Source organism: Cupriavidus sp. GW823-FHT07B10 (genome assembly GCF_058794355.1).
Map to the genome: position 1 here is coordinate 365,989 of NZ_JBXAGS010000003.1, position 16,858 is coordinate 382,846.

Below are 16,858 nucleotides of genomic sequence, written 5' to 3' on the forward strand. Positions count from 1 at the left end.
CGGACCGCCGCCGACTTCCCGCAGGCGGCGCAGCCAGGGATGCGCCACGTAACGTTCCGGGCGATACTGCGCATCTCTGATCACATCAAGCGAGGAGCCGTCGCCATGCCCGTGTTCTGCCTGGTCCCGTCCAGCCCGACCCGTCTGCCTTCGATCCCCCGCCGCGCCGCGGTGCAGCGCCTGGCCATGGCCAGCCTGGCCGCGTGCGCGCTGGCCCTGCCGCTGTCCGCCGCGGCCCAGGGGCAACCCCAGGTGGCCGGCGGCAAGCCGATCCGGATCCTGGTGGGCGCGCCCGCCGGCGGCACCACCGACACGCTGGCGCGCACCATCGCCCAGGAAATGTCCCAGGAGCTCGGCCAGCCGGTGGTGGTCGAGAACCGCCCCGGCGCCGGCGGCAATATCGCCGCCGACCTGGTCGCCAAGAGCGCGCCGGACGGCAGCACGCTGCTGATGAGCTTCACCAGCCACACCATCAACGCCACCCTGTACAAGAAGCTGCCGTTCGACCCGGTGCAGGACTTCACCCCGATCACGCTGGTGGCCACCGTGCCGAGCGTGCTGGTGGCCACGCCTAAGCTGGCGGCCAGCAATGTGCCCGAGCTGATTCGCCTGGCGCGTTCCGAACCGGGCAAGCTGAACTTTGCCATCGGCTCGGTGGGGTCGTCGCTGCATATGGCCGGCGACATGTTCAAGATGATGACCGGCACCTATATCGTCAACATTCCGTACAAGGGCACCTCGCCCGCGCTCACCGACGTGCTGGCGGGCCAGTGCGACCTGATGTTCGCCAGCACCATCAACGTGCTGCCGCATGTGCGCGCGGGCAAGCTCAAGGTGCTGGGCGTGACCAGCCCCGCGGCCCTGCCGCAGTTCCCGGGCGCGGCGCCGATCGGCGCCACCGTGAAGGGCTTTGAATCGAGCGCGTGGTTCGGCCTGTTCGGTCCGGCCGGCATGCCGCACGAAGTCACGCAGGCGCTGTACCAGGCCGCGCGCAAGGGGCTGGAAGCGCCCGCGGTGCGCAAGCGCCTGGAGAACGACGGGGCGCAGCCGATGGGCACGCCGCCCGACGCCTTCGCCGCCTTCGTGAAGCAGGACGTCAGGCGCTGGGCCGCCGTGGTCAAGTATTCGGGAGCCTCGCCGGAATGAGCCACACTCCCGCCACGCTGGCGCAGAAACTGGTGGCGCGCGCCGCCGGGCTGGCGCATGCGGAGATCGGCACGGTGGTGATCTGCCGGGTCGACCTGGCGATGTCGCACGACTCCAGCGGCCCGCGCCGCGTGGCGCCGCTGTTGGAAGAGCTTGGCACCGGGGTCTGGGACCCGTCGCGCTATGTGGTGGTGACCGACCATTTCGTGCCGGGCGGCGATGCCCAGGCCGAGTCGATCCTGCGCTTCACGCGCGACTGGACGCGCCAGTCCGGCGCCCACTTCATCGACGCCGAAGGCATCTGCCATGTGGTGCTGCCCGAGCGCGGCCATGTGCTGCCGGGCCGCCTGATTGTCGGCGGCGACAGCCACAGCCCCACCGGCGGTGCCTTCGGCGCCTATATGTTCGGCGTGGGCGCGACTGAGATGGCCGGCGTGCTGGCCACCGGCGAGATCTGGCTGCGCGTGCCCAGTACCATCCGGCTGCAATGGGACGGCCAGCTTGCAGCGGGCGTCTGCGCCAAGGACATGATGCTGTTCCTGTGCGCGACGCTCGGCATGGGCGGCGGCCGCTATGAGGCGCTGGAGTACACCGGCAGCGCCGTCGCCGCGCTGCCGATGCAGGAGCGCATGACGCTGGCCAACATGAGCGCCGAGCTGGGCGCGCAGACCGGCCTGGTGGCGCCCGACGCGGTCACGCTCGGCTGGCTGGCCGAGGCCGGCGTGCCGGCGCAGACGCTGGCCGCAATCGACCTGGCCCACTGGCGCACGGACCCCGATGCGCCGGTGCTGGCCACACACCGCTTCGACGCCGCGGCACTGGTGCCGCAGGTGGCGGCGCCGCACTCTCCGGCCAACAGCGCGCCGGTAGACCAGGCCGCCGGCGAGCCCGTGCAGATCGCCTACCTGGGTGCCTGCACTGGCGCCAAGCTGGAAGACCTGCGCATGGCCGCGCGCGTGCTGCGCAGGCGCCGCGTGGCAGCGGGCGTGACCCTGCAGGTGGCACCGGCCTCGCGCCGCGACCAGCTGCTGGCCGAGCAGGAGGGCACGCTTGGCATCCTGACCGACGCCGGTGCCACGCTGCTGCCCAACGCCTGCGGCGCCTGCGCCGGCTATGGCGCGGCGCGCTTCCCGGCGGGCAGCCGCGCGATTGCGTCGACGGCGCGCAACTTCTCCGGACGCATGGGCGATGCCGGCAGCGCGGTGTGGCTGGGCTCGCCGATGACCGTGGCCGCCAGCGCCGTCACCGGCCGCATTACCGATCCGCGCACCCTGCTGGAGTAACGCTGCGGACCTGACTTCGTGCCCGCCTGGCGGGACAGACTTCTTGCATGACCCCTGCTATCGCCCCCGACCCCACTGGCCGCCTCTGGCGCTTCGGCGACAACATCGACACCGATGCCATGGCCCCCGCCGTGCTGATGAAATCGCCGCTGCCCGTGCTGGCCCGGCATTGCCTGGCCTCGCTGCGCCCGGAGTTCCCCGGCAGCGTGCGCCCCGGCGACGTGCTGGTGGCGGGTGCCAACTTCGGCATCGGCTCCTCGCGCGAGCAGGCGCCGCAGGCGCTGCGCGCGCTCGGCGTGGGCGCCGTGGTGGCGCAGTCCTTCGGCGGGCTGTTCTATCGCAATGCCATCAACCTGGGCCTGCCGGTGCTGGTCTGCGCCGACACCTGCCGCCTGGCCGACGGCGCGCACGCGGTGCTGGACCTGGCGACGGCACAGCTGCGCCTGGACGACGGCAGCCTGGTCGCGTGCGAACCCATCCCCGACTTCCTGCGCGCGATCCTGGCCGCCGGCGGGCTGGTGCCGCACCTGAAGGCGCGCCTGGGCAAGGGCTGAGCGAACCTCAGCGCGCAGGCGGCGGCGCCGCCGCGCGCAGCAGGGCCAGCGCCTCTTCATCGCTGGTCTGGGAGAAATCCAGGTAGAAGGCGCCAACCGCGCCGAAGCTGGGGGGCGTATTCAGGCAGATCACCTCGTCGGCCGCGGCCGACAGGCTGGCCAGCCCCTGCTCCGACCCCACCGGCGTGGCCGCCACCACCCGCGCCGCCCCGGCCATGCGCACGCCTTCAAGCGCGGCGCGCATGGTGGCGCCGGTGGCCACGCCGTCATCGACCACGATCACCGTGCGCCCGGCGCGCTCCGACACCGGCGCACCGCCGCGATAGCGCCGCTGGCGCCGCGCGATCTCGTCGAGCTGGCGGCCGCGCTCGGCATCGAAGCTGCCGCTTTCCACGGCGCGGCGCGCCCAGGGATCGTCATTGACCACCGTGTGCGGGCCGCCGCCGCCGGCATCGCCCTCCACCACCGCGCCCAGCGCCAGCTCGGGATAGCCGGCAGCGCCGATCTTGCGCACCAGCAGCACGTCCAGCTGCGCGTCGAGCGCGCGCGCCACCTCGAACGCCACCGGCACCCCGCCGCGCGGCAGCGCCAGCACCAGCGCGGGCTGGCCCAGTTGTGCGGCGCCAAAACCCAGTTCGGCCAGGCGGCGGCCCAGGTACTGGCCAGCCTCGCGGCGATCGGTAAAGCATGGAGGCAACGACATGGCACGCTCCGGAAGGTCAGCGGCACTCAGGCCCGCGCTGCCCGCAAAGCAAGCGGCGCAGGCAACCCTCAGCCAATATAGACCCTGCCGCGGACGGCGTTGGCGCAAGTCGCCGGCGGCAGCCAGGCGCTCGCAACGCCGGGCAAGTCGCCCCGATTGGGCGCGATTGCGCAACAGTGTGTTCAGGCTGGGGTGGCTGACTGCGCCGCGCTGCAGCATTAGGATGGCTGCACGCGTTGACAACGCCGATCCGCAGTTGCCGGGTGCAGTGCCCGACCCTTGAGAATGAGCCTGACATGACTTCGCCATCCAACACCCGCGCCGAACTTGCGCGCCCCGACCATCAGTCCGCCCCCGAAGCCGGCCCCCTGGCCGCGCCCGACATCCCGTTCGGCTCGCTGGAAGCCGCGGCGATGGCCGAGCTGCCATACACCTTCCGCCCGGCCGGCACCTGCACCCGCTACTACAACGAGTTCTTCGGCTGATCCGCGGGCGGCGCGCCCGACCCCATCACGGTCTCGCATAGCGCGGCCAGCCGCGCGGCCATGTCGCGCGCCGCGGCCGGCAGGTCCGGCTGCGCGTGCAGGCTGAGCTCGACGTCGGGCACCGCGGCGGGCCAGCCGCCGTCCTCCAGCACCTGGTGCTGAGCCGTGGCCAGGCGCCGCGGCAGCAGGGTGACGCCCAGGCCGTCGGCCACCGCGGCCAGGATGCTGGCCAGGCTGGCACTGACAAAGGCCACACGCCAGCGCCGTCCGCCGGCGTCGAGCGCGTGCGTCATCTCGCCGCGGTACAGCCCGCCCACCGGAAACGCCACCAGCGGCACCGGGTCGCGCGCCACCGCCGGACGGCTGCGGCTGTCGATCCAGCACAGCGGCTCGGGCCAGCTGGCCAGCCCCGGCGCCTGCCCGACCCGCTGCTTGACCAGCACCAGGTCCAGTTCCCGGTCCTGGAAGCGCTGCCACAGCTCATGGCTCATGCCACTGGTCACCTCCAGCCGCATGCCAGGCCAGTCATCGGCAAACCCGGCCAGCACCGGCGTCAGCGGCCGCGCGGCAAAGTCCTCGGGCACGCCGATGCGGATCTCGCCCTGGCCGGCGCTCTGGCGCAGCTGCCCCACCGCCTCGGCCATCAGCTGCTGCAGGCGGCGCGCGTAGCCCAGCAGGCGCTCGCCCTCGGGCGTGGTGGTGACATAGCGGCCGCCGCGGTCCAGCAGCACGCAGCCGAGCTGGTCTTCCAGCCGGCGCACCTGCTGGCTGACCGTTGACTGAGTCAGGTGCACGCGCTGCGCGGCGCGGGTAAAACTGCCGCTTTCCGCCACGGCGACAAAGCTCTGCAGCAGTACGGGATCGAGGCGAGGGTCCTGCATGGCCGGTTATCCATTAGTTTCTCCACTGCCGGCGATTTCATCATTTAATTTCCCAATTACCAAGCCCCGGCGTACAGTTGCACGCTGCCCCGGCCCGCGTCCCACAACTGCCGGGCAAGCCCCACGAAGACCCATGCCGCCCGACTCGCGAGCATGCACTCACTTCTTTGCCAACCATGACCACTCACCAGGAATTCATGCGCGAGGCGGTTCGCCTTGCCGCGGCCAACCGTGACCGTGGCGCGCGCCCTTTCGGTGCCGTGCTGGTGCTCGACGGCGAGGCCGTCGCCACCGGCGTCAACGACATCGTCCACAGCCACGACCCCACCACCCATGCCGAGATGGAGGCGGTGCGCGCCGCCGCGCGCAAGCTGGGCCGCCCCGACCTGCGCGGCAGCGTGGTCTATGCCAGCGGCCACCCCTGCCCGATGTGCCTGGCGGCGATGACCATGGCCGGCGTGCAGGCGGTCTACTACGCCTTCGACAACCACGATGCCGCGCCCTACGGCATGTCGAGCGAGGCCGCCTACCAGGCACTGCGCCTGTCGCTGAACCCGCCGCCGCTGCCGCTCACGCGGGTGGCGGTCGACCTCTCTGCGGCGCAGCTCTACGGCCCGCGCGCGCCCCGTGGCTGAGGGCGCGCGCGGCACCACCCCGCGCTGGCTGGTGCTGGCCGCGGTCGCGGGCATCGGCCTGAACCTGCGGCCGTTCCTGACCGCGGTGGGGCCGCTGGCCCCGGCCATCCGCAGCGGCACCGGCCTGAGCTACCAGGGCATGGCCTGGCTGACCTTGCTGCCGATGCTGCTGATGGGCGCGGGCGCGTTCTTCGGGCCGGCCATCCGCGAGCGGCTGGGTGCGCGCACCGCGGTGCTGGGCGCGCTGGCCTTGCTCGGTGCCGGCTGCGCGCTGCGGCTGGGCGTGGCGGACGGCACCTGGCTGATCGCCTCGGCCGCGCTGTGCGGGCTGGGCGTGGCCGTGGTGCAGGCCGCCTGCCCGGGCCTGGTCAAGCAGGAATTCCCGGGGCGCGTGGCGCCGGTGATGGGGCTGTACTCCGCCGCGCTGATGGGCGGCGGTGCGCTCGGCGCGCAGCTGTCGCCCTACGTGACGGCATTGGCCGGCAGCTGGCGCGATGCGCTGGCGCTGTGGGCCGTGCCTGCGCTGGCAGCATTGGCGCTGGCCTGGGTGGCATTGCCGCGCACCGCGGCGCGCGGCCCCGCGGTGCCGGCAAGCCGCCCGGCGAGGGCAACGCGCGCGCTGTTGCGGCGTCCGCGCACCTGGCTGCTGATGGCCTGCTTTGGCGTGATGAACGGCGGCTATGCGTCGCTGGTGGCGTGGCTCGCACCGTTCTACCAGGACCACGGCTGGAGCGCTTCGGCGAGCGGGTCGCTGGTGGCGCTGATGGCGGTGGCGCAGGCCGCCGCGGCGCTGCTGCTGCCGGTGCTGGCCGCGCGCAGCCTGGACCGCCGCGCCTGGATGGCGCTGGCACTAGCCATGCAGGTGGCGGGCTTCGGTGGACTGGCGCTGTGGCCCGACGCCGCGCCGCACGCGTGGGCCGTGATCGGCGGCGCCGGCCTCGGTGGCTGCTTTGCCTTATACCTGGTGGTGGCACTGGACCACCTGCCGGACCCCGACAGCGCCGGCGCGCTGAGCGCCCTGATGCAAGGCGGCGGCTTCCTGCTGGCGTCGCTGGCGCCCTGGATCACCGCCATGCTGCACGAACGCACCGGCGGCTTCGCCGCCGGCTGGTGGTACCACCTGGCCTGCGCCGCGCTGGTGGGCGTGCTGACCATGCGCCTCGATCCGGCGCGCTATGGCGTGTCGCTTGCGCTGCCGCCCGTGCGCGCGGTCGCCCATCAGTAAGTCTTGTAGGGCAGGAACTTGCCCGACATCTCGATGCGCACCCGGTCCCCGTTGGGATCGGGCTCGCGCTGCAGGTCCATGCGGAAGTCGATCGCGCTCATGATGCCGTCGCCAAACTCTTCATGGATCAGCGCCTTGAACGTGGTGCCGTACACGCTGATGAGTTCGTAGAAGCGGTAGATCAGCGGATCGGCCGGCACCTGCGTCGGCAGCGAGCCCTTGTACGGCACCTCGCGCAGCCAGGGCTCGGCCTCGGGCGGCAGCCCGAACAGATCCATCACCGCGCGCGCGCCGGCGGCGTCGAATGCCATCTGGCCCAGGCACGCCGCGGTTGTCCATTCCTTGCTGCGGCCGACGCGTTCGGCCACCTGCGCCCAGGCAATGCCGCGGGTGACCTTGGCTTCGATGATGAGGTCGGTGACGTCGCTGCGGTTCATGCTGACTCCATGACAGTGGTAGGTTGGATGGAACCACTCGGACTGCCACGGCGGCAGGGTAGTCATACCACCCCGGCGTCAGCCCATGTCAGCGTGTCAGCGCGGGTTCGACGATGGCCGCGGCATCCGCGGGCGCCATCTCCTGCGGCAGCGCGAACAACGCCGCGGCGGGCGGCGACAGCCCCTGCAGCCATTGCAGGGCAAGCACGATGAGCATGACCGGCATGACGCCTCCTTCAAGCACACGAGGCCACTTCCGACTGGTATAGCCCATGGCGCAAGCTTCATGCCATTTCCGCCCCACCGATTTGCGCGACTGAACGCACCGTGATGGCGCCGCGACGCCACCAGTGCGCCCCCAACCGGGCCATGCCGAGGCATCGCGCACCGTTGCAGCGTACCCGTTTCTGCGTGCCCGGCCAGGCCGCCCACAAAGGGTGCGGCGCCTGCTCCGGGATCCGTTGCCTTGCGAGAATCATTTCCCGTGTAACGTCACATTACCTCCAACCCGGCACGCGCAGGCCACGCCATGGGCCTGCCGCCATGCGCGCAACGCCTTGATACGCAAGGGCTTCCGGGATGCCGCGCGCCCAGTGCGGGGCTGCGCCCGCTGCAAAACCCCTTGTGAGACAGCCTTACAAGTGCAAGCACGCGCAGCGGGGCTGGCTCGCTACATTGAAGCCATGTCCAACGCGAACCCGCCAGGAGCCCATATGAAACGCGCCCTCTCGCTGCTGGTGCTGCTGTCCACCACGGCCGCACTGCTGTCCGCCTGCATCGTAGTGCCACCGCGCGGCGGCCCGCCGCCGCGCCACCACCACTACGACCGCTATTGACCGAGCCAGCGGCTTCGAACCGCTTCCAACCGCCCCAAGGAGAATCCACATGAAACGCCAGCTCCTGATTGCCACAGCCGTCCTCGCCACGGGCGGCACCTTCGGACTGACCGCCCCCGCCGAGGCTCATCCGGTGGCGGTCGCCCACGGCTATGACCGTCCGCCCCCGCCGCCGCGCTATGAACCGCACCCCGCCGTGCGCCGCGGCCAGGTCTGGGTGCCGGGCCACTGGACCGCCACCGGCGGGCGCTACGACTGGCGCGCCGGCTACTGGAAGGTGCAGCGTCCAGGCTACCGTTATGTGCCCGAGCGCTGGGTGCGCGGTCCGCACGGCTGGGTCATGCGTCCCGGCCACTGGGCCCGCTGACGCCTGCGCGGACGAACCTGCCGGCCGGCCCCGGGCCCGCCACCCTGTCCTCCCGGCAGGCGGTGGCAAGTCCGGCGCAGGTCGGTGCAGCCGGCGCCGCAGCGCTCATCCCGAGGTGGGAGACGTCTCTCATCCAGAAGCACTAGGCCACGCGCCCGACCTGCCTGAAAATCAGGCAGGCCTATTTCGAAAACACATATGAAAGCGGCGTTTCATGATTGGAGCAATCCGCCGCAGATATATTACCGATACCCCACGATGGGGTTAAGAATACTACTTTCAGGGGGTACAGATAATGCTATCTGTTTCAATGCTGCAACCAAATTAAATCCCGATGTCACATCCGTGAAACCTCCTGGACCCCGCATCAGCGCGGCGTTTGCGGAACCTGGACCGGTGCGTTCGGATGATTTTTGAAAGGATTATGTATGTCCTTTCATTCCCACCCCCACTCGTACCAGACCGGCCCGCTTGCATTCCATTCAACCAGCCCATAAGATGAATTTAAGCCGATTTAGGAGCGAGAATCCTTCGGGTTCGGGTTCGGGTCAACCTTCCAGCCACCGACAAGTTCCATCCAGAAAAACGGGACTGCCGGAGCATGGAAGCATGGGGGTCAGACAAGCAGCCAGTCGCCGCAGGTGACTGCTGTCCTGCAATGCCCTCCATACGCAAAGCGCCCCGCATTCCGCCCCCGAGTAACGGGGAGTGAAGTCAATGAACGCGTTGCTGATCGAGGAGCATCCACTGCTCCGGCTCGGGCTGTTGCAGATGCTCGAGAACATCCAGGAGTCTGCCCAGGTTGCCGCCATTGCGCCCGCGGACATCGCCAGGCTGGACACCCGGCACCACAACGCAGACCTGCTGGTATTCGGCATGCCCGCCGATGTGGGGTCTGGCTGGCCGCAGCTCGAACAGGCCCGCGAAGCACTGTCGCCGCAACGCATCCTGATCCTGGCAGACATCTTGCCATTGCATGTGCCCAACGCGGACAGCGCCCGCGGCGTCTGCGGCTGCCTGCCGAAATCCGCTTCGCTGGCGGTGATCGAGGCGGCCATCCGGCTGGCGGTGTCAGGCGTGCAGGGGCTGCTGTTCTCGGCCGAAACCGGCTCGATGCCGTCGGCGTCGCGTTCGGCCATGCCGGCCGTGCAGTCGCTGGCCTCGGCCGCGCCGCTTCCGCTGAACCCTGCGCACGCGCTCACAGGCGAGCAACTGTCGCTGGTGGCATGCGCCGGCACGCCCGGTGCCGCACGCACCACCGTGGCGGTGCGCGACCTCACCGGCCTCCGGCCGGGGCAGCCGCTGTCGGCCCCGGCTGCCACCAATGCAGCCCCGCTGGTCGAGGAAGAGCCCAGCTACGACGAAGCCGAAATGCTGAAGATCACGCCGCGCCAGTACGAGGTGCTGGTGCTGCTGGCACGCGGCTACCCGATCAAGACCGTCAGCCGCATGCTCAATATCTCGGTGGCAACTGTCAAGAGTCACGCCTGCACGCTGTACCAGCGCCTGAAGGTACGCAACAAGGGCGAGGCCGTCTATGCCGCCCTGCAACGTGGCGCGACGCTCGAGTGGGTCAGCGGCGATGAACGCTTCACGCGCGGCAGCACCGCGCGCCCTGTGGTTGCGCCCCGCACCGGCGAAGCCGCGCTCCAGGCCGCCAGCCCGGTGCTGTAGTTCAGGACCTTGCGCCGCGCCCGCACCAGACGGGCCGGCGCAGGTGTCTGCCATCTGCCGAACATTGGAGGGGTCACCATGCCGGCAAGCTCGTTCCTGCCCACCGTTTCGGTGTGCATCTACACGTGCGACCATCCCGAGCAGCTGCGGCACACGCTGCAATCGGTCGCTGATTCCACCATGCCGGCGCACCAGCTCATCGTCACGGATGACAGCAGCGGCTACGACACGCGCGAGATGATGCGCCGGGACTATCCGGACATCACCTATCTGGAAGGCCCGCGCCGCACCCCGGCGGCCAACCGCAACCGCGCTCTGTGCGCGGCCACCGGCTCGCATGTGCTGTTCCTGGATGATCAGACGCTGCTGGGTGCGACCTTTCTGCAGCAGATGGCCGAGTGTATTGCCGACGACCATATCCGCCGGGCCACCGCCGGCTGTGCGACGCCGCTCATCCTGACCGGGGCCGAACTCTGCCAGGGGCAGCGCTGCGATCCACGCAAGCCGGCCTTCCTCGGGTATCCGACGCAGAACTACCGCCATGGCGAGCGGTTGTGCACAGTGCTGCTGCGCAGCGCCGTGTTCCCGCGGGAACTGTTCGCGAGTGTGGTGTTTGACGAGCAACTGGCCGGAGGATATGACGAGCTCGAACTGTCTGGCTGCGCAGTACAGGAACACGGCTACCGCATCGAGATGGTCGCGAGTGCTGTCAACCAACGCTTGCCGTCGCTGTCTGGAGGCCGGTCTTGCCCCGCCAGTGAAGCCTCTCGCCTGTTTGTGGCGTGCCGTCGCAATGGCCACGGCAGGCAACGTCCGTCCAAAGTCCTGTTCCTGCTGATGGCGCTTCCTCATGACCTTGGGCGCAATCTGCGCGCAGCAGGTCCGCACGGAATCCGCCTCTTCTACGCTACAGCGAGCTACCTGTGGTGGCTGCTGCGCAACCGTTATGCCGATGAGCACTTGGGAACTGGGCCCGCTGCTGGCCTGCGCACGCCTGTGCCGCGCGAATAGCGTTATCGCGTACCCGTTTCTGCGAACCGTGGTGAACAACGTATGTCCGCATCATGGCGGCTTTTCACTCCATGCGGCGAAGGCATTGGCAACGCCGAACCGAAGCTGCCCCTAGAGACGAGCCTTCGTGTCAGGCTGGTGGGCAGGCGGGCGGGTGGGCCTCTGCGCATCGCTCCGGTAGGCGGGGAAAAAGCCGCTCAGGTCGTCCAGTACCGATGCCGTATTGCCCGCCAGCGCCACATACCGTTGCGGATCGACTACCACCCGTTGGGTGCGAAACACATGGGTATCAGGCGAAAATCCGGCCTTGAACTCGAACAGCGGATCCTGCTGCGAGCCCAGGCCTCCACCCAAATGAAGGCGCTTGTAACCATTCTGGCGCCCCCATTCTCGGGCCGTGTGGATGATCAGCTTGGCCGGCTGACGGTGGCGGAATTTGTCTTCGGCCGCGGACAGGTGATATTGCATAATGCCGGCCTGTGGTGCCACTGTGAACGTCGCGCCACCGATGATGCGGCCTTCTTCCTCGGCGACGAACAGTAGCAACTCGTCGCCGAGCTGCTCGATCAGGGGTCGCGCCAGTGTTCCTCCGGCGTTTTGCAGAGATCGATCGAAACCGTTGGACCGTGCACTACCACCAAGCCAAGTCTGCTCCGCCAGTCCGCGTTGAGGATCGGATGCAGCCGGATAAACCATGACACGCAGCCTTACTCGCGCAGGAGTGAAACTGCAGCCTGCATGGCCTCGTCGGCAAAGCCATCCCGCGCCGCCCCGGTAACAACAGGGCCGGCATAGCCATAGGGCGACGTTGCATCCCAGATGCCTGCACCGAGCTCACGGCGCAAGATCGGCACCAGCAACTCGTGTTTGCCATCACTCACATGCACCGCCAGTGCAATCCCGCCATCAGCATGCTCAGCGGCTCGCAGCCAGCCCGGTTTTTGGTGGCAGTCGTGCCAGCAACGCTTCAGAAGATCGCGCCATTCGGCATCATCCGATCTAAACAGATTGGCATGCACCAGGCCTTCCCAAAGAGTCATTATTTTGGTCGACCGTCACGTCGCATTACCCCCAGCACCGCAAGACGGTCACTACGGTCTTTCCCGTATCAGGGTTCACATGAATGTGCCGCAAGTACTGCAGTGATATGCCCTGCCGCTCCGTACCGAGCAACTGGACAGCGTGCCTGGCTGTCTTGCGCCCGGCCGGAATCGCGGCCGCACAGGCCAAAAATAATAGCAATGCCAACATTATCGGAGTGCACCTGCTTTGCAGGCGCGTCGGCATACCGGCATTGAACGTGCAAATTGCCAGCCCGATGACGGCACCTGCCAGGGTCTCGGCAATGGTATGGTAGTGTCCCGCCACCAGCACGACGCACATCAGGGCCGACATCCCAAGCCCCGCCAACCACCCGCAGCGTGCCCCACGCACGCTGATTCGCGCGCCCATCAACATCAGCAATACCGGGTAAGTCGCTGTTGTCAGCATGGCATGGCCGCTGACAACGTACAAGTCAATCGCGGGCCAGGACCAGCCGCTGGACGCGAACGCGAGCTTGTCCGCGGCAACCAGAGCCGCCCCCGATCCGAACCAGACTAGCCAACGCAAGGCGTGGCGCCATTGCCCAGCGCCGGTCAGCCATAGCGCAATAGCGGCCGCCAGCGGCAAAACCAACCTGCTGTCCCCAAGCAGGATTATTGGCATCCAGGGACTCATCGTTGCCCCCGCCGCCGGTCGGCGCGGCTACGACATATCCATCCGATCATGCAACCGCTCGCGTGGCAGACCGCATCACAGCACACGCCATCGCGCCAGTCCTCTCGATCTCGGCCGCGGTCAGGGTCGGGTGCACCAGAAACATCAGGCTGGTCTCACCCAGCATGCGCGCCACAGACAGCCGCTCAGCCGGGCGCCAGCCGGTATCCTCGAAGGCCTTCTCCAAGTAGACCTCTGAGCACGTTCCCGCGTAGCAGGGCACGCCGCCGGCGTTGATTTCGGCCATGATGCGGTCGCGGTCCCAGCCAGCGTTCAGCGCATGCGGCCGGACGTAGGCGTAAAGCTTGTACCAGGCGTGCTGGCAGTCGGCAGGTGGCAGCGGCACGTGCAACGCCGGACAGCAAGCGAGCGCCTGGATCAGCGCCATCGCGTTGGCAGTGCGCTGGCGGGTCCAATGCTCCATGCGCCTGAGCTGCAGGCGGCCGATCGTGGCCTGCAGCTCCAGCATGCGCCAGTTGGTGCCGAAAGACTCGTGCAGCCAACGGAATCCAGGCGGATGGGGGCGCTGGTACACGGCCTCCCAGCTCTTTCCGTGATCCTTGTAAGACCACATGCGCGACCAGAGCGCCTCGTCGTTGGTGGTCACCATGCCACCTTCGCCGCCGGTGGTCATGATCTTGTCCTGACAGAAAGACCAGGCACCGACATGTCCGACTGTGCCAACAGCACGCCCGCGATAACGAGCCCCATGCGCCTGCGCACAATCTTCGATGACCTTCAACCCTCTCGATCGCGCCAGTTCCATGATCGGGCCCATGTCGCACGGATAGCCCGCGAGATGCACGCAGATGATCGCACGCGTTCTTGGCGTCAGCACGCGCGCGATGGTATTCGCCGTCAGATTGCCGCTATCGGCATCGACATCGGCAAACACCGGAATCGCACCGGCATTGACCACGCACGAAATACTGGCGATGAACGTCCGCGGCGTGACCACCACCTCATCCCCGGGGCCGACGTCCAGCGCCTTGAGGGCAAGGTCCAGCGCGAGCGTACCGTTTGCCAGCGCGACCGCGTAGGACGAGCCGGTCCACTCGGCAAACTCCTTCTCGAACGCCCTGCATTCGGCGCCGGTCCAATAGTTCACCCGGTTCGAAAGCAGTACCCGCTGCACGGCGGCTGCCTCCTCGGTAGTAAAGCTCGGCCAGGGAGAGAAACCGCTGTCTAACATGGTCATCCACCTCGGCAATCGAAGTCGGCACGGGCGTCGCAGTCTCCATGGCATCCGCCACAATGCCGAACAAACATATGGGGGACTCGTTGCACGATGCCGCCCGCTTTGCTCATGGAAGCTGCGTTTATCTAACCAGACCTGACTTCGGGCGTGAAGCCGGCCAGATGGACTAGTTCGCACAGATGAGCCTCATGTGCGCTCGCCCGGACTTATGCACTTTCGTACGCAAGCGCACCTTGCGAGATTACGCGTCGCGGGGCAAAACCCATAATGGCTTCCATCTGCACCAGTGTCGAAGGCATTCCGTCGCCCGGACGGCATTAAGGGCAAGTCGGGCGTCAATGCCGACAGCAAGATGTCGGTTGCCGCCACACCGTCAGCCTTTCCCTAAAAAAATTCTCAAAACAATGGAGAACGCCGCGAAACCGCTGTTGTGTGTCCCGCCATTGGGGGCACCTGGGTCGTGGTCTGGTCGCAGCCGGACCTCAGCTGTGATGACGTGAGGCCTTGGCAAATGAGAAATCTCCTGTCGCAGTGGCTTATAGCGCTACCAAGACGCCATAAGGTGGCACTCATGTTGTCGGCGGACCTGCTGGCGTTGCCCCTGTGCTTCGCGCTGGCGTTGTTCCTGCGCGCGGGCAATTCCGAATTGCTGGTGCAGTACGGCATGGCGCCGCCGCTCATCATTGCCGCATGTACGATCCCCGTCTTCTCGCTGAGCGGGCTGTATCGGACTGTGGTCAGATATTTTGATCTCAAGGTTCTCTGGACCACCGGCATCAGCCTGGCCTGCCTGGTCGGACTCACCTATGCACTCTCGTTCCTTGTGCATCTCGACCGGCTGCCTCGTAGCGGTCTGCTCATCTACTGGTTCATTGCATTTGCATATCTTGTGACGTCACGCTTCGTCGCACGCTCGTTGCTGACGTTCTCCCAAGAAAAAAATCGCCAGGCTCAGCGCGATCGCTCGGCGTTGCGTGTTGGCATCTTCGGTGCTGGCGAAGCAGGATTCCAGTTAGCCATTGCCATGCGATCAAGCGTTGGCCACAAGGCGGTATGCTTCTTCGACGACGATATTACGCTCAACCGCAATATCTTCGCCGACCTGCCGGTCTATCACAGCAACCAAATGCGCGAGCAGATTCAGCAGCACGGCATCCATGAGGTCGTACTGGCGGTGCCGTCACTGTCGGTCGAGCGCCGCCGGCAGATTATCGACAGACTGCACCGCTATTCAGTCAGCGTGCGCACGCTGCCCAGCCTGTTGGAACTGGTAGATCGAAAAATCAGCGTGCAGTCCATCCGCGACGTCAGCATCGAGGACCTGCTGGGCCGCGACAGTGTCCGACCTCGCGAAGAACTGTTCGCCAAATGCATCCATCGCAAGACGGTCATGGTCACCGGCGCAGGCGGGTCCATCGGCAAGGAACTGTGCCGCCAGATCGCGACCCAGGATCCCCAGCGTCTGATCCTGTTCGAACACTCGGAGTACGCGCTTTACGCGATCGAGCAAGAACTCAGGCTGCGTTACCCCGAGCTGGAGATCACCGCACGGATCGGCTCCGTCTGCGATGCCACGGCAGTCTCCGCCGCGCTGCGCGGCCAGCGTGTGGACACGATCTACCACGCCGCGGCCTACAAGCATGTGCCGCTGGTGGAAGCGAACATGTCGGAAGGCATACGCAACAACGTGCTAGGGTCGTGCACAGTCGCCAATCTTTCGGACCATTTCGGCGTGCAAACCTGCGTGCTGGTGTCCACCGACAAGGCTGTACGGCCCACCAACGTGATGGGGGCCAGCAAGCGCATTGCCGAGCTCGTGTTCCAGGCCGCGGCCGCGCGCCCGAGCACGCGCACTACCTTCTCGATGGTTCGCTTCGGCAATGTGCTGGGCTCATCCGGCTCCGTGGTACCGCTGTTCCGCAAGCAGATCCGCGAGGGCGGGCCCATCACGATCACGCATCCGGATGTGATCCGCTTCTTCATGCTGATCCCGGAGGCGGCCCAGCTCGTCATCCAGGCCGGCGCCATCGCCAAGGGCGGTGAGGTTTTCGTGCTGGACATGGGCAAGCCGGTACGCATTGTTGATCTGGCGCGCACGATGATCGAGATGTCCGGGCTGGTCGAGCGTACACGCAAGAATCCAAGTGGCGACATTGAGATCAAGTTCGTCGGGCTGCGACCGGGCGAAAAGCTTTACGAGGAACTGCTGATCGGCGGTGACGTCACGCCCAGTGTGCACGAACGCATCATGTGCTCGCATGAGCCATGCTTGGAAGAGGCCGATCTGCACAGCAGGCTGGACCAGCTATTCACCGCCTGCGAAATGCGCGACGAAGTCGCGATCCAGACGGCGGTGCAGTTGATCGTGCCGGAATACGCTCCCTACAGCTCGCTGGATGCAAACCGCTCTGGCGAACGAAGGCCGAAGTCAGCGGAAGAGGCCCGCGAGCCGTTGCAAGCAACGATCCGGAAAATCACGGCACGTGGCCTGCTTGGCGACAGTCCGGATGAGCTCAAACCGGCAAGTGCCGTGAGTCGTGGCGATGTGCCCTGACCCACGAACCGGCGTTGAAGACGGATAACGCCGGACGGACGCTGTATCGAAGCTGTCACCTTCCAATGGATTTTCATCCTTCCCGTGGCCCATCTCGTGAACAGGCAGTTC

At 67.2% G+C, this 16,858-nt stretch carries 19 protein-coding genes; 11 read left to right on the forward strand and 8 right to left on the reverse strand.

From position 1 onward, the window contains the following. Positions 1 to 105: 105 nt before the first annotated feature. The 3 genes from AC1Q6V_RS09440 to AC1Q6V_RS09450 are packed head-to-tail and all read left to right on the forward strand — an operon-like array spanning position 106 to position 2,983. Positions 106 to 1,146, forward strand: coding sequence for a tripartite tricarboxylate transporter substrate binding protein (locus AC1Q6V_RS09440; protein ID WP_454750624.1), 1,041 nt, complete (start codon positions 106 to 108; stop codon positions 1,144 to 1,146). Next, positions 1,143 to 2,429 carry a 3-isopropylmalate dehydratase large subunit gene (locus AC1Q6V_RS09445; protein ID WP_454750623.1) on the forward strand — a complete coding sequence of 429 codons (1,287 nt, stop codon included), beginning with the start codon at positions 1,143 to 1,145 and terminating at the stop codon, positions 2,427 to 2,429. Before AC1Q6V_RS09440 ends, AC1Q6V_RS09445 begins: the two co-directional genes overlap by 4 nt. Before the next feature lie 47 nt (positions 2,430 to 2,476). Continuing rightward, positions 2,477 to 2,983: a LeuD/DmdB family oxidoreductase small subunit gene (locus AC1Q6V_RS09450; protein ID WP_010811098.1), complete on the forward strand. Its 507-nt coding sequence runs from the start codon at positions 2,477 to 2,479 to the stop codon at positions 2,981 to 2,983. Between the two features lie 7 nt (positions 2,984 to 2,990). Here the strand turns inward: AC1Q6V_RS09450 and AC1Q6V_RS09455 are convergent, their stop codons facing one another. Beyond that, positions 2,991 to 3,686, reverse strand: coding sequence for a phosphoribosyltransferase (locus AC1Q6V_RS09455; RefSeq protein ID WP_454750622.1), 696 nt, complete (start codon positions 3,684 to 3,686; stop codon positions 2,991 to 2,993). 296 nt (positions 3,687 to 3,982) lie between these two features. On the opposite strand from AC1Q6V_RS09455, the gene AC1Q6V_RS09460 reads away from it, so the two are divergent. Continuing rightward, positions 3,983 to 4,171, forward strand: coding sequence for a hypothetical protein (locus AC1Q6V_RS09460; protein WP_010811100.1), 189 nt, complete (start codon positions 3,983 to 3,985; stop codon positions 4,169 to 4,171). On the opposite strand, the gene AC1Q6V_RS09465 is transcribed toward AC1Q6V_RS09460, so the two are convergent. After that, a complete protein-coding gene (locus AC1Q6V_RS09465) occupies positions 4,150 to 5,052 on the reverse strand; it encodes a LysR family transcriptional regulator (RefSeq protein WP_010811101.1) in 903 nt (300 codons plus the stop codon). The genes AC1Q6V_RS09460 and AC1Q6V_RS09465 overlap by 22 nt on opposite strands. A gap of 176 nt (positions 5,053 to 5,228) precedes the next feature. Here AC1Q6V_RS09465 and AC1Q6V_RS09470 point away from each other — a divergent pair, with 176 nt between their 5' ends. After that, positions 5,229 to 5,687, forward strand: a complete 459-nt coding sequence (locus AC1Q6V_RS09470) for a nucleoside deaminase (RefSeq protein WP_081225744.1) — start codon at positions 5,229 to 5,231, stop codon at positions 5,685 to 5,687. After that, positions 5,680 to 6,912: a cyanate transporter gene (locus tag AC1Q6V_RS09475; protein ID WP_010811103.1), complete on the forward strand. Its 1,233-nt coding sequence runs from the start codon at positions 5,680 to 5,682 to the stop codon at positions 6,910 to 6,912. The genes AC1Q6V_RS09470 and AC1Q6V_RS09475 overlap by 8 nt, the downstream gene beginning before the upstream one ends. Here AC1Q6V_RS09475 and cynS read toward each other — a convergent pair. Then, the gene (gene cynS, locus AC1Q6V_RS09480) at positions 6,906 to 7,349 is read right to left on the reverse strand and encodes a cyanase (protein ID WP_454750621.1); all 444 of its coding nucleotides are present in this window, start codon (positions 7,347 to 7,349) and stop codon (positions 6,906 to 6,908) included. The genes AC1Q6V_RS09475 and cynS overlap by 7 nt on opposite strands. A gap of 88 nt (positions 7,350 to 7,437) precedes the next feature. After that, positions 7,438 to 7,575 carry a hypothetical protein gene (locus tag AC1Q6V_RS09485; protein WP_010811105.1) on the reverse strand — a complete coding sequence of 46 codons (138 nt, stop codon included), beginning with the start codon at positions 7,573 to 7,575 and terminating at the stop codon, positions 7,438 to 7,440. A gap of 487 nt (positions 7,576 to 8,062) precedes the next feature. Between AC1Q6V_RS09485 and AC1Q6V_RS09490 the strand changes: the two genes are divergently transcribed. The 4 genes from AC1Q6V_RS09490 to AC1Q6V_RS09505 all read left to right on the forward strand — a co-directional run bounded on the left by AC1Q6V_RS09490 (position 8,063) and on the right by AC1Q6V_RS09505 (position 11,237). After that, a complete protein-coding gene (locus tag AC1Q6V_RS09490) occupies positions 8,063 to 8,185 on the forward strand; it encodes a hypothetical protein (protein WP_010811106.1) in 123 nt (40 codons plus the stop codon). A 49-nt stretch (positions 8,186 to 8,234) separates the two neighbouring features. Continuing rightward, positions 8,235 to 8,552 carry a hypothetical protein gene (locus tag AC1Q6V_RS09495; protein ID WP_454750620.1) on the forward strand — a complete coding sequence of 106 codons (318 nt, stop codon included), beginning with the start codon at positions 8,235 to 8,237 and terminating at the stop codon, positions 8,550 to 8,552. Between the two features lie 717 nt (positions 8,553 to 9,269). After that, entirely contained in the window at positions 9,270 to 10,226 is a 957-nt protein-coding gene (locus AC1Q6V_RS09500; protein WP_058697733.1) for a LuxR C-terminal-related transcriptional regulator, read from the forward strand. Between the two features lie 78 nt (positions 10,227 to 10,304). Beyond that, a complete protein-coding gene (locus AC1Q6V_RS09505) occupies positions 10,305 to 11,237 on the forward strand; it encodes a glycosyltransferase family 2 protein (RefSeq protein WP_058697732.1) in 933 nt (310 codons plus the stop codon). A 111-nt stretch (positions 11,238 to 11,348) separates the two neighbouring features. On the opposite strand, the gene AC1Q6V_RS09510 is transcribed toward AC1Q6V_RS09505, so the two are convergent. From AC1Q6V_RS09510 to AC1Q6V_RS09525, 4 genes are read right to left on the reverse strand one after another with little or no spacing between them, the layout of a single operon-like run. Beyond that, the gene (locus tag AC1Q6V_RS09510; RefSeq protein WP_081050249.1) at positions 11,349 to 11,933 is read right to left on the reverse strand and encodes a GNAT family N-acetyltransferase; all 585 of its coding nucleotides are present in this window, start codon (positions 11,931 to 11,933) and stop codon (positions 11,349 to 11,351) included. Positions 11,934 to 11,944: 11 nt separating this feature from the next. Then, positions 11,945 to 12,256, reverse strand: a complete 312-nt coding sequence (locus AC1Q6V_RS09515; protein ID WP_234788186.1) for a hypothetical protein — start codon at positions 12,254 to 12,256, stop codon at positions 11,945 to 11,947. A 46-nt stretch (positions 12,257 to 12,302) separates the two neighbouring features. Further along, entirely contained in the window at positions 12,303 to 12,944 is a 642-nt protein-coding gene (locus AC1Q6V_RS09520; RefSeq protein ID WP_058697729.1) for a phosphatase PAP2 family protein, read from the reverse strand. A 58-nt stretch (positions 12,945 to 13,002) separates the two neighbouring features. Further along, entirely contained in the window at positions 13,003 to 14,187 is a 1,185-nt protein-coding gene (locus AC1Q6V_RS09525; protein WP_454750645.1) for a DegT/DnrJ/EryC1/StrS family aminotransferase, read from the reverse strand. A 517-nt stretch (positions 14,188 to 14,704) separates the two neighbouring features. On the opposite strand from AC1Q6V_RS09525, the gene AC1Q6V_RS09530 reads away from it, so the two are divergent. Next, positions 14,705 to 16,747 (forward strand): nucleoside-diphosphate sugar epimerase/dehydratase, encoded by a 2,043-nt coding sequence (locus AC1Q6V_RS09530; RefSeq protein WP_058697727.1) that lies wholly within the window; start codon positions 14,705 to 14,707, stop codon positions 16,745 to 16,747. Positions 16,748 to 16,858 lie beyond the last annotated feature (111 nt).

What these genes read in the sequence shown, in the direction of transcription:
- AC1Q6V_RS09440 (WP_454750624.1), top strand. Translation starts at nt 106, where the DNA reads ATGCCCGTGTTCTGCCTGGTCCCGTCCAGCCCGACCCGTCTGCCTTCG.
- AC1Q6V_RS09445 (WP_454750623.1), top strand. Translation starts at nt 1,143, where the DNA reads ATGAGCCACACTCCCGCCACGCTGGCGCAGAAACTGGTGGCGCGCGCC.
- AC1Q6V_RS09450 (WP_010811098.1), top strand. Translation starts at nt 2,477, where the DNA reads ATGACCCCTGCTATCGCCCCCGACCCCACTGGCCGCCTCTGGCGCTTC.
- AC1Q6V_RS09455 (WP_454750622.1), bottom strand. Translation starts at nt 3,686, where the DNA reads ATGTCGTTGCCTCCATGCTTTACCGATCGCCGCGAGGCTGGCCAGTAC.
- AC1Q6V_RS09460 (WP_010811100.1), top strand. Translation starts at nt 3,983, where the DNA reads ATGACTTCGCCATCCAACACCCGCGCCGAACTTGCGCGCCCCGACCAT.
- AC1Q6V_RS09465 (WP_010811101.1), bottom strand. Translation starts at nt 5,052, where the DNA reads ATGCAGGACCCTCGCCTCGATCCCGTACTGCTGCAGAGCTTTGTCGCC.
- AC1Q6V_RS09470 (WP_081225744.1), top strand. Translation starts at nt 5,229, where the DNA reads ATGACCACTCACCAGGAATTCATGCGCGAGGCGGTTCGCCTTGCCGCG.
- cynS (WP_454750621.1), bottom strand. Translation starts at nt 7,349, where the DNA reads ATGAACCGCAGCGACGTCACCGACCTCATCATCGAAGCCAAGGTCACC.
- AC1Q6V_RS09485 (WP_010811105.1), bottom strand. Translation starts at nt 7,575, where the DNA reads ATGCCGGTCATGCTCATCGTGCTTGCCCTGCAATGGCTGCAGGGGCTG.
- AC1Q6V_RS09490 (WP_010811106.1), top strand. Translation starts at nt 8,063, where the DNA reads ATGAAACGCGCCCTCTCGCTGCTGGTGCTGCTGTCCACCACGGCCGCA.
- AC1Q6V_RS09495 (WP_454750620.1), top strand. Translation starts at nt 8,235, where the DNA reads ATGAAACGCCAGCTCCTGATTGCCACAGCCGTCCTCGCCACGGGCGGC.
- AC1Q6V_RS09500 (WP_058697733.1), top strand. Translation starts at nt 9,270, where the DNA reads ATGAACGCGTTGCTGATCGAGGAGCATCCACTGCTCCGGCTCGGGCTG.
- AC1Q6V_RS09505 (WP_058697732.1), top strand. Translation starts at nt 10,305, where the DNA reads ATGCCGGCAAGCTCGTTCCTGCCCACCGTTTCGGTGTGCATCTACACG.
- AC1Q6V_RS09510 (WP_081050249.1), bottom strand. Translation starts at nt 11,933, where the DNA reads ATGGTTTATCCGGCTGCATCCGATCCTCAACGCGGACTGGCGGAGCAG.
- AC1Q6V_RS09520 (WP_058697729.1), bottom strand. Translation starts at nt 12,944, where the DNA reads ATGCCAATAATCCTGCTTGGGGACAGCAGGTTGGTTTTGCCGCTGGCG.
- AC1Q6V_RS09525 (WP_454750645.1), bottom strand. Translation starts at nt 14,187, where the DNA reads ATGTTAGACAGCGGTTTCTCTCCCTGGCCGAGCTTTACTACCGAGGAG.
- AC1Q6V_RS09530 (WP_058697727.1), top strand. Translation starts at nt 14,705, where the DNA reads ATGAGAAATCTCCTGTCGCAGTGGCTTATAGCGCTACCAAGACGCCAT.